This is a genomic window from Streptomyces sp. NPDC005784 (assembly GCF_042871525.1).
Lineage (GTDB): Bacteria > Actinomycetota > Actinomycetes > Streptomycetales > Streptomycetaceae > Streptomyces.
The window spans coordinates 1-15,438 of sequence record NZ_JBIAIQ010000065.1 but is presented as its reverse complement, the minus strand read 5'-3'; the positions used below and the strand labels follow the sequence as shown (position 1 = coordinate 15,438).

At 70.6% G+C, this 15,438-nt stretch carries 16 protein-coding genes; 13 read left to right on the top strand and 3 right to left on the bottom strand.

Going from position 1 to position 15,438, the window contains the following annotated elements; genetic code table 11:
* Positions 1-197: 197 nt before the first annotated feature.
* The 6 genes from ACFYR3_RS43190 (at position 198) to ACFYR3_RS43165 (ending at position 5,970) form a co-directional block, all read left to right on the top strand.
* Positions 198-1,184, top strand: coding sequence for an alpha/beta hydrolase (locus ACFYR3_RS43190; protein ID WP_355839066.1), 987 nt, complete (start codon positions 198-200; stop codon positions 1,182-1,184).
* Between the two features lie 102 nt (positions 1,185-1,286).
* The gene (locus ACFYR3_RS43185) at positions 1,287-2,684 is read left to right on the top strand and encodes a DUF6421 family protein (protein ID WP_355839068.1); all 1,398 of its coding nucleotides are present in this window, start codon (positions 1,287-1,289) and stop codon (positions 2,682-2,684) included.
* Positions 2,685-2,725: 41 nt separating this feature from the next.
* Positions 2,726-3,481, top strand: a complete 756-nt coding sequence (locus ACFYR3_RS43180) for an SDR family NAD(P)-dependent oxidoreductase (protein WP_355839070.1) — start codon at positions 2,726-2,728, stop codon at positions 3,479-3,481.
* Complete coding sequence (locus ACFYR3_RS43175) at positions 3,478-4,551, top strand: low specificity L-threonine aldolase (RefSeq protein ID WP_356782267.1); 1,074 nt, start codon at positions 3,478-3,480, stop codon at positions 4,549-4,551. The genes ACFYR3_RS43180 and ACFYR3_RS43175 overlap by 4 nt, the downstream gene beginning before the upstream one ends.
* Positions 4,552-4,691: 140 nt before the next feature.
* Positions 4,692-5,264: a transglutaminase family protein gene (locus tag ACFYR3_RS43170; RefSeq protein ID WP_389287789.1), complete on the top strand. Its 573-nt coding sequence runs from the start codon at positions 4,692-4,694 to the stop codon at positions 5,262-5,264.
* A gap of 13 nt (positions 5,265-5,277) precedes the next feature.
* Positions 5,278-5,970, top strand: a complete 693-nt coding sequence (locus tag ACFYR3_RS43165; protein WP_389287787.1) for a B3/4 domain-containing protein — start codon at positions 5,278-5,280, stop codon at positions 5,968-5,970.
* Between the two features lie 33 nt (positions 5,971-6,003).
* Here the strand turns inward: ACFYR3_RS43165 and ACFYR3_RS43160 are convergent, their stop codons facing one another.
* On the bottom strand, positions 6,004-6,732 hold the full coding sequence (locus tag ACFYR3_RS43160; protein WP_389287785.1) for a lysophospholipid acyltransferase family protein: 729 nt from the start codon (positions 6,730-6,732) through the stop codon (positions 6,004-6,006).
* A gap of 186 nt (positions 6,733-6,918) precedes the next feature.
* The gene (locus tag ACFYR3_RS43155) at positions 6,919-7,335 is read right to left on the bottom strand and encodes a DUF4395 domain-containing protein (protein ID WP_389287783.1); all 417 of its coding nucleotides are present in this window, start codon (positions 7,333-7,335) and stop codon (positions 6,919-6,921) included.
* 75 nt (positions 7,336-7,410) lie between these two features.
* On the opposite strand from ACFYR3_RS43155, the gene ACFYR3_RS43150 reads away from it, so the two are divergent.
* From ACFYR3_RS43150 to ACFYR3_RS43130, 5 genes are all read left to right on the top strand, one after another.
* Positions 7,411-7,824 carry a thioredoxin family protein gene (locus ACFYR3_RS43150; RefSeq protein WP_355839314.1) on the top strand — a complete coding sequence of 138 codons (414 nt, stop codon included), beginning with the start codon at positions 7,411-7,413 and terminating at the stop codon, positions 7,822-7,824.
* Between the two features lie 242 nt (positions 7,825-8,066).
* Positions 8,067-8,576 carry a flavin reductase family protein gene (locus ACFYR3_RS43145; protein WP_389287781.1) on the top strand — a complete coding sequence of 170 codons (510 nt, stop codon included), beginning with the start codon at positions 8,067-8,069 and terminating at the stop codon, positions 8,574-8,576.
* A 230-nt stretch (positions 8,577-8,806) separates the two neighbouring features.
* Positions 8,807-9,592, top strand: coding sequence for an electron transfer flavoprotein subunit beta/FixA family protein (locus tag ACFYR3_RS43140; RefSeq protein WP_355839082.1), 786 nt, complete (start codon positions 8,807-8,809; stop codon positions 9,590-9,592).
* A 96-nt stretch (positions 9,593-9,688) separates the two neighbouring features.
* Entirely contained in the window at positions 9,689-10,651 is a 963-nt protein-coding gene (locus ACFYR3_RS43135; RefSeq protein ID WP_389287779.1) for an electron transfer flavoprotein subunit alpha/FixB family protein, read from the top strand.
* A gap of 242 nt (positions 10,652-10,893) precedes the next feature.
* Positions 10,894-12,198, top strand: a complete 1,305-nt coding sequence (locus ACFYR3_RS43130) for a DUF6986 family protein (protein ID WP_389287777.1) — start codon at positions 10,894-10,896, stop codon at positions 12,196-12,198.
* A gap of 150 nt (positions 12,199-12,348) precedes the next feature.
* Here the strand turns inward: ACFYR3_RS43130 and ACFYR3_RS43125 are convergent, their stop codons facing one another.
* Entirely contained in the window at positions 12,349-13,431 is a 1,083-nt protein-coding gene (locus ACFYR3_RS43125; protein WP_389287775.1) for a LacI family DNA-binding transcriptional regulator, read from the bottom strand.
* Between the two features lie 237 nt (positions 13,432-13,668).
* Between ACFYR3_RS43125 and ACFYR3_RS43120 the strand changes: the two genes are divergently transcribed.
* Together ACFYR3_RS43120 and ACFYR3_RS43115 are read left to right on the top strand one after the other, a co-directional pair.
* Positions 13,669-14,622, top strand: a complete 954-nt coding sequence (locus ACFYR3_RS43120) for an ROK family protein (RefSeq protein WP_355839316.1) — start codon at positions 13,669-13,671, stop codon at positions 14,620-14,622.
* Between the two features lie 272 nt (positions 14,623-14,894).
* On the top strand, positions 14,895-15,092 hold the full coding sequence (locus tag ACFYR3_RS43115; protein WP_356782259.1) for a hypothetical protein: 198 nt from the start codon (positions 14,895-14,897) through the stop codon (positions 15,090-15,092).
* The last annotated feature ends 346 nt before the right edge of the window (positions 15,093-15,438 follow it).

Genomic DNA, 15,438 nt, shown 5'->3' with positions numbered 1-15,438 from the left:
CGGTGGGTCACTCCGTGGTGGACGCGTCCCGGGGCGGTCGGCCGGGAGCCATGGCCCCGTCATGGCCCTTGCCTCTTCGAGTTCCGCTCGCTAGTGGTGTCCCTGCCGTGCGGGGCGATCCGACCCGCCGGCTCCCTCCTCCGTCTGTCGTACGACTGGCGTACGGCAGGCGAGTCCGCCCCGGAAGAGGTGCCGCGATGCCGACCGAACCCGCCCCTGATGTCCTCGCTCTCGTCGATGCCATCAAGGCCCATTTCCCCGATGTCGGGGGCACCGTGACCGAAGCGGCCGAGGCACGCCGCATTCTGGCCGCCGTGCCCGCGTGGCCCTTCGAGCCGCCGGTGGTCGGGTCGGTCGAGGACCGGGCGATACCGGGTCCCGCGGGCGCCCCGGAGCTTCCCGTACGTGTCTACCTGCCGCCGCCGTCTCCAACTCCCTTACCCGGCGCCGCTGTTCCGCCGCGCCCCACCGTGGTCTTCTTCCATGGAGGCGGCTGGGTCATCGGCGGCCTGGACACGCACGACTCCATCGCGCGCGCCCTGTGCCGGGGCGCCGGCGCGGCCGTCGTGTCGGTCGGCTACCGGCTCGCGCCGGAGGCGCGCTTCCCCGCGGCCGTCGACGACGCGTACGCGGCGCTGTGCTGGGCCGCCGAACACATCGGTGAACTGGGCGCTGACCAGGGGGCGTTGGTCGTCGCCGGTGACAGTGCGGGCGGGAATCTCGCCGCCGTGTCCGCGATCGTCGCCCGCGACCGGGGCGGCCCCGCGCTCGCGCTCCAGGTGCTCATCTATCCGGCGACGGACGCGCGTCCGAGGCAGGACGCGCCCTCCTGGGGCGGACCCGGGTACTTCCTCACGGCGGCGCACGGACGTTGGTTCGCCGAGCAGTACTTCGGCCCCGACGCCGACCGCACGCACCCCTGGGCCTCGCCTCTCCTGGCCGATCCGCACGGTCTGCCGCCCGCCCATGTCGTGACAGCGGGCTTCGATCCCCTCTGTGACGAGGGCCACGCGTACGCCGCCAGGCTGAGGGAAGCCGGAGTACGCGTCACGGAGATCCACTACCCGGGCATGTTCCACGGGTTCTTCGGCTTCCCCGAGCTTCTCGCGGATGCCCGCACCGCCCAGGGGACTGTGGTGGATGTCATTGCCTCCACGGTGTCCGGCAGGAAAAAGAGCGGCTAAGGCGGGGGGTGTGCAGGATAATCTCCCGAGTTCCCGCTTGCGGAAAGGAACCTCGAAAACATACGGTGTTCATACGCGAGGTTCTCCTGTGGAGGGTGGGACATGACGGAAGTTCTTGTGCAGGTGGGTACGGAGGAGCGGGTTCCTCCCGTGGCCAGGGTCGTGGAGCACCCGGCATGGCCCGTGCTCAAGGATGCCGTGGAGGAGATCCGCCCCTGGCAGTCCAAGGACGGCTCCATCGACTTCGAGGCGGACGACGCCCCCGACGCCTCCGACGTCGACCTGGCCGTGCGCCGGGCGATAGACGCGATCGAGCGGCTCTCCCCGCTGGTGCCCCACGACGCCGCGTACCACGAGGCGCTCGTCAGGGATCTGCGCCGCTGGGCCGACGGCGGCTTCCAGGTGCCCGACTTCCTCGACTCGCTGCTCGCCTTCCAGCCCGCCGCGAACCGCGAGGACGGCCTTCAGCACCTGGTCTTCTTCCCCATGTACACGCAGAACGGCAACCTGGACCGCAACTTCGAGGCGGTCGTGCTGCGCATGGTGTGGCCCGAGTGGCTGGCGGAACTGGAGCGCACCCGCTACGACAACCCGCTGTTCTGCGGCATCACGTTCGAGGACTTCACCGCGGGTTACGACACCAACTCGGCCGTCCTCTTCCCGGAGACGATCGCGGTGCGCGAGGCTCCCGAGCGCTTCTCCTGGGGCGGCATCTTCTGCGACCGCGAGGCCGCCCGCTTCCGTGCCGTCACCGACGCCGCAGTGGACACCCTGGGCCTCGAGCTGCCCGAGGACATCGCCGCCATGGTCCACGACCAGGAGCGCTGCGAGCAGGCCTTCGTGCTCTGGGACATGGTCCACGACCGCACCCACAGCCATGGCGACCTGCCGTTCGACCCGTTCATGATCAAGCAGCGCCAGCCGTTCTGGATGTACGGCCTGGAAGAGCTGCGCTGCGACCTCACCGCCTTCAAGGAGGCCGTGAAGCTGGAGTCCGAGGGCAACGCGCACGGCCGCGACGTGCAGTACGCCGTGCTCTTCGACCGGATGTTCCGCTTCCCCGTCACCGGCGACCGCGTCCGCAACTACGACGGTCTCGGCGGCCAGCTCCTCTTCGCCTACCTGCACAAGCACGACGTCGTCCGCTGGACCGACAACAAGCTGCACATCGACTGGCAGCGCGCCCCGCAGGTCACCAACCAGCTGTGCTCCGAGATCGAGGACCTCTACCGGGCCGGCATCGACCGCCCGAAGCTCGTCCACTGGTTCAAGGCGTACGAGCTGGTCTCCACCTACCTCGCCCCGCACCCGGGCTCCCGCTGGGCCAAGGGTCCGGACGCCCTCGACCTGTCCCAGCCGCCCCGCAAGCTGGTCGACGACGTGCTTCCGGACGAGTTTCCCCTGAGCATGTTCTATGAGGCGCTCTCCAAAAAGCTGAAGAACGTGATCGCCTCCACCAAGGGCATCACCGCGGCCGGCTCCGAGCGGGTCGCCGCGTGACCGACCGCGGTAGCGAGAACATTGCTCAGGAGGCGAAGACCATGGGGAACGGGGCTCTCAGCGGTGCGGTGATCGCGGTGGCGGGCGCGGGTGGACCCGCCGGCCGGGCGGCACTGCTCAGGCTCGCCGAGGCGGGCGCGACCGTCATCGGCGCGGACAACGACCCGGAGCGGCTGGCGGAAGCCGTGGACGCGGCCCGTTACGCGCACGGCGGCTCCACCGTCGTCGGCGACACCGTCGACCTGCTCGACCTCCAGTCGACCCGCGACTGGGCCACACGCATCCAGAAGGACTTCGGCCACGTGGACGGCCTCGTCCACCTCGTCGGTGGCTGGCGCGGCAGCGAGACCTTCACCAAGACGGTTCTCGACGACTGGGACCTGCTCGAACTGCTGCTCATCCGCACCGTGCAGCACACCACGCTCGCCTTCCACGAGGCGCTGCAGGCCAGCGACCGCGGCCGGTACGTCCTGATCAGCGCCGCCGGGGCGAGCAATCCCACCGCGGGCAACGCCGCCTACTCCGCGGCCAAGGCCGCCGCCGAGGCGTGGACCCTGGCCATGGCGGACTACTTCCGCAAGGCCGGGATCGCCGAGGGCGCGGACGGCCCGACGTCCGCTGCTGCCATCCTGGTGGTGAAGGCGTTGGTGCACGACGCGATGCGCGCCGAGCGGCCGAACGCGAAGTTCGCGGGCTTCACGGACGTCAAGGAACTGGCCGAGTCCATCGTCGGCGTCTGGGACCGGCCCGCCGGTGAAGTGAACGGGAAACGTCTGTGGCTGACCGAGAAGCCGTGAACCCTCCGAAGACCGACGCCCGGCGACATCACGACCCGGCCGTCCGCGGTTTCGCCAGTGACAACTACGCGGGGGCCCACCCCGAGGTGCTCGCCGCGCTGGCCCTGGCCAACGGCGGGCACCAGGTCGCGTACGGCGAGGACGACTACACGGACAACCTCCAGGGGATCATCCGCAGTCACTTCGGCGCCACGGCGGAGGCCTTCCCGGTCTTCAACGGCACAGGCGCGAACGTGGTCGCGCTCCAGGCGGTCACCGACCGCTGGGGCGCGGTGATCTGCGCGGAGAGCGCGCACATCAACGTCGACGAGGGCGGCGCCCCCGAGCGGATGGGCGGCCTCAAGCTGCTCACGGTGCCCACGCCCGACGGCAAGCTCACACCCGAACTGATCGACCGACAGGCGTTCGGCTGGGACGACGAGCACCGTGCGATGCCGCAGGTCGTCTCGATCACCCAGAGCACCGAACTGGGCACGCTCTACACACCCGGCGAGATCCGCGCGATCTGCGACCACGCCCACGCGCACGGCATGAAGGTGCACCTGGACGGGTCCCGGATATCCAACGCGGCCGCCTCCCTGGACGTCCCGATGCGGACGTTCACCAACGCGGTCGGCGTCGACATCCTGTCGCTGGGCGGCACGAAGAACGGCGCGCTGTTCGGCGAGGCTGTCGTCGTCCTGAACCAGGACGCCGTCAGCCACATGAAGCATCTGCGCAAGCTGTCGATGCAGCTCGCCTCCAAGATGCGCTTCGTCTCGGTGCAGTTGGAGGCGCTGCTCGCCAAGGACCTGTGGCTGCGCAACGCCCGGCACGCCAACGAGATGGCACAGCGGCTGGCCGAGGGCGTCCGCGCCGTGCACGGAGTGGAGATCCTCTACCCGGTCCAGGCCAACGCGGTCTTCGCCCGGCTCCCGCACGACGTGAGCGAGCGGCTGCAGAAGCGCTACCGCTTCTACTTCTGGGACGAGTCCGCCGGAGACGTCCGCTGGATGTGCGCCTTCGACACGACCGAGGACGACGTCGACGGGTTCGTGGCCGCGCTCAAGGAGGAGATGGCTCAGCAGTAGCAGGGCGCTCCGGAGACCTCCGGGCTGCCCGCGCGCACCCTCACGCACGCACCCTCACGCACCAGGCACTGATGCATAGATATGCGGTCACCCGAAAAGTCATTGACTCTCGGGTGGCCGCATTCCTATGCTCTACGGGCATGGAGCTGATCCAGGAAAACAGCGACCTGTCCGCGTATCTGGCCGCCGACGAGGTTGTCGACCACTATCATCCGCTCGTCCGCGAGACGGCCGCACGGCTCGCCGCGGGGGCCGTCGACTCGTATGCCTATGCGCGTTCGGCGTTTGAGTTCGTGCGGGACACCATCCCGCACTCGTACGATTCGGGCGATGCGCGGGTCACCTGGCGCGCCTCCGACGTGCTGGAGCAGCGCACCGGCATCTGTTACGCCAAGTCCCACGCGCTCGCCGCGCTGCTGCGGGCCGAGGACATTCCGACCGCGTTCTGCTACCAGAAGTTCGAGGAGGTGCACGGCCTCGTCGCCGTACGCCTCGACGGAGCCTGGCACCGGCAGGACCCTCGCGGCAACAAGCCGGGTGTGGACGCGCAGTTCTCCCTCGACGGCGAACGGCTGGCCTTCACGCCCGACCCGGAGTGCAATGAGGTGGACTATCCGGAGCTGTACGCTGAACCTCACCCGGTCGTGGTCGGCGTCCTGAAGGCCGCGCCCGGCCTGCTGTCCTTGTCACGGACGCTCCCCACCACACTCTGAGGCGAGGCAGACGATGACTCTCACGCTCACCGTGTCCGACGAGGTGCGCGCCCTCGCGCCCGGTTTCACCCATGTCGCCGTCGAGGCGGACGGGCTGGTCAACGGACCCAGTACGGAGGGGACTTCGGCGCTCCTGGACGACGCGGTCCGGCGGCTGGCCGGACGGCTGGAAGGGCGGGCTCCGCACGAGGACCCGCACATGGCGGCCTGGCGGGAGGTCTACACGGCGTTCGGCTCCAAGCCCTCGCGCACCCGCAACTCCGCGGAGGCGCTGGCCAAACGCGCGCTGGCGGACGGGGGCCTGCCGCGGATCAACGTCCTCGTGGACGTCTACAACGCGATCAGCGTGGCCCACCTGATCCCCGTCGGCGGCGAGGACACCGACCACATCCGGGGTGCGATGCGCCTCGTGCGCGCCACGGGCGACGAGGACTTCGTGACCGTCGCGGGCGGTGCGGAGACCGTCGAACACCCCGACGCGGGCGAGGTGGTGTGGCGCGACGACACCGGCGTCACCTGCCGCCGCTGGAACTGTCGCCAGGGTCCGCGCACCCGGCTCACGGAGCAATCCGCCTCAGCCCTCTTCCTGTTGGAGAGCCTAGCCCCGATGCCGGTCGCCGACGTCGAGGCCGCGGGCGCCGAACTCGCCGAGCTGCTCCAGAAGTTCAGCCCCGGGGCGCGGATCACCGTCCACGCCCCGGAATGACGACTCGGCGCGGCGCGCGCCGTACGAGACGGTTCAGCGCTTCTCGGCCGCGCGTACCTCTTCGGGGGTCGGCGCGGTGCCGCCGAGGTGGGCGGGCATCCACCAGGTGTCGTCCGGCCCCTTGGGGCGTACGGGATAGGCGCGCTGTGCCGCTTCGAGCAGCTCCTGGACCCGCTCGCGCAGCCGCCGCGTGATGGCGCCCGCGTACTGGTCCTGCGGGGCCTCCATCGGCTCGCCGACCCGGATGGTGATCGGGGTGTGGCTGCGCTTGAAGTTGCGCGGGTGGCCCTTGGTCCACAGCCGCTGCGTGCCCCACAAAGCCACGGGGATGAGCGGGACGCCGGCCTCCTGGGCCATGCGCGCGGCACCCGACTTGAAGCTCTTCAGAGTGAAGGACTGCGAGATGGTCGCTTCGGGGAAGACGCCGACGATCTCACCGGAACGCAGCGAGTCCAGCGCGTGCTGGTAAGCGGTCTCGCCCTGCTGACGGTCCACGGGAATGTGCTTCATGCCCCGCATCAGCGGACCGGAGATCTTGTGCCGGAAGACCGACTCCTTCGCCATGAAACGCACCAGGCGCTTCTGCGGCAGAGCGGCCAGGCCGTCGAAGATGAAGTCCAGATAGCTGATGTGGTTGCTGACCAGCACGGCGCCGCCCGAGCGCGGAATGTTCTCCGATCCCTTGCAGTCGATCTTGAGGTCCCACGCCTTGAAGAGCGTTTGGGCGAGGCCGACGACGGGACGGTAGACAAGCTCTGCCATGGACGGGGTGGACCCTTCTCTCTGCCTGGGAAGGGGTCTCCCGGCGGGAAAGTTACGCAGCCGTAGGTTTACGGCATTGCGCAGATCGTGCCCGAAGAACGGACGGGAGGCCAGCCCCGGTGCCTTGGAACGGCGAGATCCTCGTCACGTCGCACCCTTGATCCACCTCGGGGTTTTAACCCGTCTTTACTTGGCGCGTATCGTCACGCGGCGCACAACCAGGTACATCTCACACCCGAGGCAGTACCCGAACGCGGCATTGAGAAACGCCGCCCCGAGAGCGCACCCGGTCGCCGCCGACCCCAGCCACTGCGGGCCCGCGGTCCAGCCGATCAGACCCATCACCGCGAAGGCGAGCCCGACCGCCTGCGCGAACCGCGGGGGCTCCGGCGCCTCGAACTCCGTCGGCGGCCCGAGTCGCGGCCGTACGGCCTTCCTGAAGACCCAGCCGTACGGCGAGCGCGTCACGCCGCCCGCCGCGCCCAGGGCGAAGGCCAGCGTCTGCCACGCAAGCAGCCAGACGCTCCCGGTGATCAGCGTCACCGCCAGTACGACGGTCGTCACGGCCGCACCGAACCGCGGCCCTCTCGCATCGATGTCCATGAATCCAGCATTCCGTATGCGGGGTGCCGGGTGGCCCCGGGAATCTTTGCGGTCTCATGAATGCTTGTGCATGTGATGAACGGACTTGTGGTGTGCGTGGTGGTGCTCGCGGCGGCGAGCGTCTACGGAGTGCTGCACCGGCGGCGGAGCGGGAGGGTGCGTGTGCGCGGGCGTGACGGCGGAAAGCGGCTCGGTGCGGCGGAGTTGGGCGAGGCGCTCGGTGAACGGGCCACGCTCGTGCAGTTCTCCAGCGCCTTCTGCGCCCCCTGCCGGGCGACCCGGCGGGTGCTCGGCGAGGTGGCCGGCGTCGTCCCCGGGGTGTCGCACGTGGAGATCGACGCCGAGGACCACCTCGACCTCGTACGCGAACTCGGCATCCTCAAGACGCCCACGGTGTTCGTGCTCGACGCCGACGGGCGGATCGTGCGGCGGGCGACGGGACAGCCGCGCAAGGCGGACGTCATCGCGGCCCTCGGAGAGGCGGTCTGACCGGTGGCGATCATGGTGAGGCATCTCGCACATGCCGGTACGCCCTTGACTGCGCCCGTCGCCTCTCGTCAGCCTGACCGTATGTCACCGGAAACCCTTCTCCCCGAGCTCGTCGACGTGGACCCGTCCCGCACCGCGGGTGCGCGCGGTCCCGGCTGTTGAGCAGCCAAGGACCGCTCCCCGCCCTCGGTTCCGCCCGAGCGGCGGGAACCCCACGTCGCCTCTCGCAGAAGGACAGCTCCATGACGGCCACGCCCGGCCTCGGCACTCCACGGCCCGCCTCCCCGGATCTGCTGCGCTCGGTGTTCCGGCGGCACGCGGCCGGTGTCGCCGTGATCACCGCCTCGGGCGCCCGCGGTCCCGTCGGTTTCACCGCCACCTCGCTCACCTCGGTCTCGGCCGACCCCCCGGTCGTCTCGTTCGGTATCGGCACCGGCGCCTCCAGCTGGCCGGCGATATCCGACACCGGCCATGTCGGCGTCCATGTGCTCGGTGAACACCAGCGGGAGCTGGCCACCACCTTCGCCCGCAGTGGCGCCGACCGGTTCGGCGCGCCCACCCGTTGGCGTAAAGGACCCGAGGAAGTTCCAGTACTGGACGACGTCCTCGCCTGGCTGGTGTGCCGTGTCGTGGCGCGGGTGCCGGCGGGGGACCACCGCATCGTCCTGGCGGAGGTCGTGCTGGGCGATCACTCGGGTGCGGGCAGCCCCCTGCTGTACCACCAGGGCCGGTTCAACGGACTGCGCGACTGACCGTGCAGGCCGGGTCGTCCACTGTGCTACTCGCCGGTTCTACTCGCTGGTTACACACAGTTGCGAAGGTCACAGTCCAAAGCGCTTGCTCAGTGGGCGTCCGATGGGTGTACTGGTGAGTAATATTTCGGTCGGAGCGCGGGCCGCCCCGACCGGGATCGGCCGCTTCAGGCGCCTATGCTGCCTGAAAGAAGGCAGCCCAGAAATGACGATGCAGTAGGAGAGCCGGCGTGAGCTTGAGGATCGTTGTCACTGTGAAGTACGTGCCCGACGCCACTGGCGACCGGCACTTCGCCGATGACCTGACCGTCGACCGTGACGACGTGGACGGCCTGCTGTCGGAGCTCGACGAGTACGCCGTCGAGCAGGCGCTGCAGATCGCCGACGCGGCGGACGACGCCGAGATCACCGTGCTGACCGTCGGCCCCGAGGACGCCAAGGACGCGCTGCGCAAGGCGCTGTCCATGGGCGCCGACAAGGCCATCCACGTCGAGGACGACGACCTGCACGGCACCGACGCCATCGGCACCTCCCTGGTGCTGGCCAAGGCGATCGAGAAGGCCGGTTTCGACCTGGTCATCTCCGGCATGGCGTCCACCGACGGCACCGCCGGCATCGTCCCGGCGCTGCTGGCCGAGCGCCTCGGTGTCCCGCAGGTCACCCTGCTCTCCGAGGTCTCCGTCGAGGACGGTGTGGTCAAGGGCCGTCGCGACGGCGACACCGCCTCCGAGCAGCTGGAGGCATCCCTTCCCGCGGTCGTGTCGGTGACCGACCAGTCGGGCGAGGCGCGTTACCCGTCCTTCAAGGGCATCATGGCCGCCAAGAAGAAGCCGGTTCAGGCCTGGGACCTCGAGGACCTGGAGATCGAGACGGACGAGGTCGGTCTCGAGGGTGCCTGGACCAAGGTCGACTCCGCCACCGAGCGTCCGGCGCGCACCGCCGGAACGATCGTCAAGGACGAGGGCGAGGGCGGCAAGCAGCTCGCCGAGTTCCTCGCGGGCCAGAAGTTCATCTAGTCGCCGAGGGTCCGGGTCTCGCTCCCGGACCGTTGCAGCGGCCACGGCCCACCCCGCTCACCGCCCTCAGACTTCGTAATCCGCAGGAGCACTCCCATGGCTGAAGTTCTCGTCTACGTCGACCACGTGGACGGTGCCGTCCGCAAGCCCACCCTCGAACTGCTGACGCTGGCCCGCCGCATCGGCGAGCCCGTCGCCGTCGCCCTCGGCTCCGGTGCCGAGAACACCGCCGCCGTGCTCGCCGAGCACGGCGCCGTGAAGGTCCTCACGCACGACGCCGCCGAGTACGTCGACTACCTCGTCGTGCCGAAGGTGGACGCGCTCCAGGCCGCGTACGACGCCGTCTCCCCGGCCGCCGTGCTCGTCCCGTCCTCCGCCGAGGGCAAGGAGATCGCGGCCCGCCTCGCGGTCCGTATCGGCTCGGGCATCATCACCGACGCCACCGACGTGGAGGCCGGTGACGAGGGTCCGGTGGCCACGCAGTCCGCGTTCGCCGCCTCCTTCACCACCAAGTCCCGTGTCGCCAAGGGCACCCCGGTCATCACGGTCAAGCCGAACTCGGCCGCCGTGGAGGCCGCCCCGGCCGCCGGCGCCGTCGAGGCCCTCGCGGTCACCTTCTCCGAGAAGGCCACCGGCACCAAGGTCACCGCCCGCACGCCGCGCGAGTCGACCGGCCGCCCCGAGCTGACCGAGGCCGCGATCGTCGTCTCCGGCGGCCGTGGCGTCAACGGCGCCGAGAACTTCTCGGTCATCGAGAACCTGGCCGACTCGCTCGGTGCAGCCGTGGGCGCCTCGCGTGCCGCGGTCGACGCCGGCTGGTACCCGCACACCAACCAGGTCGGCCAGACCGGCAAGTCCGTCTCGCCGCAGCTCTACATCGCCTCCGGCATCTCCGGCGCCATCCAGCACCGCGCCGGAATGCAGACGTCGAAGACGATCGTGGCGATCAACAAGGACGCCGAGGCGCCCATCTTCGACCTGGTCGACTACGGCGTGGTCGGCGACCTCTTCGAGGTCGTCCCGCAGCTCACCGAGGAGATCAAGGCCCGCAAGGGCTGATCCCGCAGCGCTGTACGAGGCCCCCGTGACCGGACACCGGTCACGGGGGCTTTCGTTCATCCCGGCGGCCGGTGGGACCCGCAAGGCCAGGGTGGTCGCTCGGGAACCGGCTGTCCGGCGAGAGAGTGGGGCCGAGCGGAGTGTCCCGCGATCCAAGAGGGTGTTGACCTGCGGGAAGCTCGCCGGATAACTTCGTTCTACGGATTATTGATTCCGCACTGCGGAAAACAGGAGGGTGTGGGATGGGTCAGGGTCAGCAGGAGAAGGTGGCGACGAGCCTCGCGGGCGCCGTCACCGAAGCGGTCAGCACCTCTCTCGCCCCCGTCGACGCGGAACTGGAACGCCGCTACCCCGGCGACCCCGGTACCCGGCAGCCCGTCCATACCGTGTACGTCCCCGGGGACGCGTTCGCCGCCGACACCATCCGCACCTGGGGTGACCGCGCCCTCGCGGCCCTCGACGAACACGCCCCGGACGCCGCGTCCTTCGCCGCGGTCCTCGGCCTCACGGACGAACTCGCCGGGCCCGTGTACGACCGCGTACGGGCCAAGCTGGAGCGCGAACCCGTCGAGGACCTGCGCGTCGACTTCGAGGACGGCTACGGCCCGCGCCCGGACGCCGAGGAGGACGCGGCGGCGGCCCGCGCGGCCCGGCTGATCGCCGAGGCGTACGAGAACGGCAACGCGGCCCCGTACATGGGCATCCGCATGAAGTGCATGGAGGCGCCGGTCCGTGACCGGGGCATCCGCACCCTCGACATCTTCCTGACGGGTCTGATGGAGGCGGGAGGCCTGCCCGACGGACTCGTCCTCACCCTGCCCAAGGTGACGTACGCGGAACAGGTCACCGCGATGGTCCTGCTCTTGGGCGAGTTCGAGAAGGCCCGCGGCCTGGAGCCCGGCCGGATCGGCTTCGAGATCCAGATCGAGACCAGCCAGTCCATCCTCGCCACGGACGGCACCGCCACCGTCGCCCGCATGATCCAGGCCGCCGAGGGCCGCGCCACCGGACTGCACTACGGCACCTTCGACTACAGCGCCTGCCTCGGTGTCTCCGCGGCCTACCAGTCGAGCGACCACCCGGCCGCCGACCACGCCAAGGCGATCATGCAGGTCGCCGCCGCCGGCACCGGCGTACGCCTCTCGGACGGGTCCACCAACGTCCTGCCCGTCGGCCCCACCGAGAAGGTCCACGACGCCTGGCGCCTGCACTACGGCCTCACCCGCCGCGCCCTGGCCCGCGCCTACTACCAGGGCTGGGACATGCACCCCGGCCACCTCCCGACCCGCTACGCGGCCGTCTTCGCCTTCTACCGCGAGGGCTTCGAACAGGCCGCCGCCCGCCTCTCCCGCTACGCCGGCCACGCGTCCGGCGACGTGATGGACGAACCCGCCACCGCCAAGGCCCTCAGCGGCTATCTGCTGCGCGGCCTGGACTGCGGCGCCCTGGACATCCCGGAAGTCGCCCGCGCGACGGGCCTGACCCGACCCGAACTGGAGGCCTTCGCGGCGCCGCGGCGAGGGGATCTGACGGTTTCCGGCCGGTAGCGGAGGCCGCCCGCGTCGGGCACGCGGGCGGGACGGCGGGCGGTCGGCGCCGAGCGGGGCGCACTGGTCGGGACAGCCCCGCGGACCGGTGCGCGGACCCTCGTCGGCACCCGGCGCCCTGAGCGGGGCGGACGCCGGTGCCGCGATGGGTCAGCGCGCCGGCGGCAGTTCTCCGGAACCCCGGGTGATCAGCCGGGTCGGGAGTTCGATGCGTTCCGGAGCGATGAGGTTGCCGTCGAGCTGGCGGAAGAGGCGTTCCGCGGCGGTGCGGCCGAGGGCGGCGGCGTCCTGGGCGACGACGGTGACGCCTGGTTCCAGGAGGTCGGCGAGCTCGATGTCGTCGAAGCCGACGAGGGCGACGGGGCGGCCGCGCTCGGCGATGACACGGACGACGGTCACGGTGACCCGGTTGTTGCCCGCGAAGACCGCGGTGACGGGCGAGGGGCCGGAGAGCATGTCCTCGGCCGCCTTGCGCACCCGCTGCGGATCGGTGACGCCCAGCGACATCCAGCCGTCCTCGACCGGTATCCCGGCGTCATCCATGGCGGCCCGGTAGCCGCGCAGCCGCTCGGCGGCGGTGTGGATGCGCGGCATGTCGCCGATGAAGCCGATCCGGCGGTGGCCGTGCGCGATGAGGTGGGCGACACCGTTCCGGGCTCCGCCGAAGCTGTCCGACAGGACGACGTCGGCGTCGATCCTCCCGGCCGGGCGGTCCACGAACACCGTGGCGACGCCCGCCTTTATCTCCGGCTCCAGATAGCGGTGGTCGTCGCCGGCCGGGATCACCACCAGCCCGTCCACACGGCGCGCGCAGAGCGCGAGGACCAGTTCCTGCTCGCGCTCCGGGTCCTCCGCGCTGGAACCGTTGATCAGCAGGGCTCCGTGCGCACGCGCCACCTCCTCGACCGCGCGGCTCAGCGGTCCGTAGAAGGGGTCCGCGAGGTCCTCCAGGACCAGCCCGATGCTCGCGGTACGGCCCTTGCGCAGCACCCGGGCACTGTCGTTGCGGCGGAAGCCCAGCGCCTCGATGGCCTCCTGGACACGTCGCTCGGTGTCCGGGGTGACCCCGGGCTCGGCGTTGACCACCCGGGAGACCGTCTTCAGACCGACTCCCGCACGCGACGCCACGTCCTTCATGGTCGGACGGTTTCCGTAGCGGTTCTCGGATCGGCGGGCGGTCTCGGCCACGATGTGCTGTCCTGTCCTGTCGTCCACGGGGATGCGTAGGTCCATGGGGTTGTATGAGGATGTGGCGACGAGCATAGAGCCTGGACAACGTTGTCAGATGCGGGAGACACTGTCCACCGCAATCTCCGGCCTGCGCCTTCCCCAGGGCGCACGGTCCCCGTGGTCCGTCGGCGCCCTCCGCGCGGCGTACGACAGGGCCCGATCCTGCCCCGTTCCCGGCCGGGGACCCGGGCCCGCGGCGCGGCGGGCCCGTCACGACACCCCATGGGAGACCTGACTCTGATGCACACCGACCTCGTGGCCGCGCTCGACATCGGCGGCACCAAGATCGCCGGAGCGCTGGTGGACGGCCACGGCCGGATTCTCCTGCGCGCGCAGCGCGCGACGCCCGCGCAGGAGGACGGCGACACCGTGATGCGCGCCGTCGAGGACGTCATCGGCGAGCTGGCGGTCTCCCCGCTGTGGAGCAGGGCCGGAGCCCTCGGTATCGGCAGCGCGGGTCCGGTGGACGCCTCCGCCGGCACGGTGAGCCCGGTGAACGTGCCCGGCTGGCGCGGCTACCCGCTGGTCGAGCGGGCCGCCAAGGCCGCGGGCGGACTGCCCGTCGAGCTGATCGGCGACGGGGTGGCCATCACGGCGGCCGAGCACTGGCAGGGCGCCGCCCGGGGCCACGACAACGCGCTGTGCATGGTGGTGTCCACCGGAGTGGGCGGCGGGCTGGTCCTGAACGGAAAGTTGCACGCCGGTCCCACCGGAAACGCGGGCCACATCGGACACATCAGCGTCGACCTGGACGGCGATCCCTGCCCCTGCGGCTCCCGGGGCTGCGTCGAGCGCATCGCCAGCGGCCCGAACATCGCCCGCCGCGCGCTCGAGGGCGGCTGGCGGCCCGGCCCCGACGGCGACACCTCGGCCGCGGCGGTCGCCGAGGCGGCCCGCGCGGGTGACCCGGTCGCCGTGGCCTCCTTCGAGCGGGCCGCGCAGGCTCTCGCGGCGGGCATCGCGGCGACCGCGACCCTGGTCGAGATCGACATCGCCGTGATCGGCGGGGGAGTGGGCAAGGCGGGCGAGGTGCTCTTCGCGCCGCTGCGCCGCGCGCTGGCCGACTACGCGACGCTGTCCTTCGTCCAGCGGCTGACCGTGACGCCCGCGCTGATGGGCACGGACGCCGGCCTGGTCGGCGCGGCCGCGGCGGCGCTGACCCGGAAGGCACAGGCGCCTGCGGCTCGGGTCTGACCTGGTGGTTCCGGTTCGCGGTCGGCGTCGGACCTTCCGGCGCGCGGCCGGCGTAGGACCGATGGTTCCGGGCCGCGGTCCGGAACCCGCTCGGTGGTCCCGGACGGCGGCCCCTGTCCGACCGGTGGTCGCCCCCGCACCCGGTGCCGGCGGGCTCGTGGCACCGGGTGTGCCGCAGCAGCCGCAGGTGTGGCCGGCCCCGGGCCGGATGAACCGGATGAAGGTGCCTGATCCACCCGTGACTCCGTCCGGCCTCCGTAGTTGAACCGGGCATGAAGAAGCGCAGCATGCTCGCCATCGCCTCCCTCGCCACCGGGTTCGTCGTCGCGGCGATCACCCCGTCCCATGCCCTGAGCGGGAACGCCCTGAGCGATCTGAACGCCAATGACACGCTCAGCACGGTCGATCACACGATCGGCAGTGACAACCTGGCGGTCGCCGAGGGCGCCCTCGGCGACCAGAAGAGCTGAAGGATCGCCGCGCGATGCCGGTGTACCCACCGCGGTGGCACCGGCGCCGCGTTGTCGGCGCCCTCATCAGCGGCTGGTTTCCATGGCAGGGTGGAGCGGGCAAGCCTCAGGGGGCCAACACAAGAGCGGGAATCGTGATCGTCTGGATCAACGGTGCAACCTGGAAAGTCGCTGGTCGGCTGCTTTCCTGCTGGAACGTCTTGCAGGCACCTAGCCTGAGTTAGCTTTGCTTAGCTTTACTTAGCCTCGAACTTTCGTGACGGTCCGTCGGTTCTTCCGGTGGGCCGTTTCGGCTTGTCGCGCGGATTGTGGGCAGGGTGGCAGCCCGGCTGTCGTGCCGGGTGGA

What these genes read in the sequence shown, in the direction of transcription:
- ACFYR3_RS43165 (WP_389287787.1), top strand. Translation starts at nt 5,278, where the DNA reads ATGACTCTCACGCTCACCGTGTCCGACGAGGTGCGCGCCCTCGCGCCC.
- ACFYR3_RS43180 (WP_355839070.1), top strand. Translation starts at nt 2,726, where the DNA reads ATGGGGAACGGGGCTCTCAGCGGTGCGGTGATCGCGGTGGCGGGCGCG.
- ACFYR3_RS43155 (WP_389287783.1), bottom strand. Translation starts at nt 7,335, where the DNA reads ATGGACATCGATGCGAGAGGGCCGCGGTTCGGTGCGGCCGTGACGACC.
- ACFYR3_RS43145 (WP_389287781.1), top strand. Translation starts at nt 8,067, where the DNA reads ATGACGGCCACGCCCGGCCTCGGCACTCCACGGCCCGCCTCCCCGGAT.
- ACFYR3_RS43160 (WP_389287785.1), bottom strand. Translation starts at nt 6,732, where the DNA reads ATGGCAGAGCTTGTCTACCGTCCCGTCGTCGGCCTCGCCCAAACGCTC.
- ACFYR3_RS43115 (WP_356782259.1), top strand. Translation starts at nt 14,895, where the DNA reads ATGAAGAAGCGCAGCATGCTCGCCATCGCCTCCCTCGCCACCGGGTTC.
- ACFYR3_RS43120 (WP_355839316.1), top strand. Translation starts at nt 13,669, where the DNA reads ATGCACACCGACCTCGTGGCCGCGCTCGACATCGGCGGCACCAAGATC.
- ACFYR3_RS43150 (WP_355839314.1), top strand. Translation starts at nt 7,411, where the DNA reads ATGAACGGACTTGTGGTGTGCGTGGTGGTGCTCGCGGCGGCGAGCGTC.
- ACFYR3_RS43130 (WP_389287777.1), top strand. Translation starts at nt 10,894, where the DNA reads ATGGGTCAGGGTCAGCAGGAGAAGGTGGCGACGAGCCTCGCGGGCGCC.
- ACFYR3_RS43190 (WP_355839066.1), top strand. Translation starts at nt 198, where the DNA reads ATGCCGACCGAACCCGCCCCTGATGTCCTCGCTCTCGTCGATGCCATC.
- ACFYR3_RS43170 (WP_389287789.1), top strand. Translation starts at nt 4,692, where the DNA reads ATGGAGCTGATCCAGGAAAACAGCGACCTGTCCGCGTATCTGGCCGCC.
- ACFYR3_RS43125 (WP_389287775.1), bottom strand. Translation starts at nt 13,431, where the DNA reads ATGGACCTACGCATCCCCGTGGACGACAGGACAGGACAGCACATCGTG.
- ACFYR3_RS43185 (WP_355839068.1), top strand. Translation starts at nt 1,287, where the DNA reads ATGACGGAAGTTCTTGTGCAGGTGGGTACGGAGGAGCGGGTTCCTCCC.
- ACFYR3_RS43135 (WP_389287779.1), top strand. Translation starts at nt 9,689, where the DNA reads ATGGCTGAAGTTCTCGTCTACGTCGACCACGTGGACGGTGCCGTCCGC.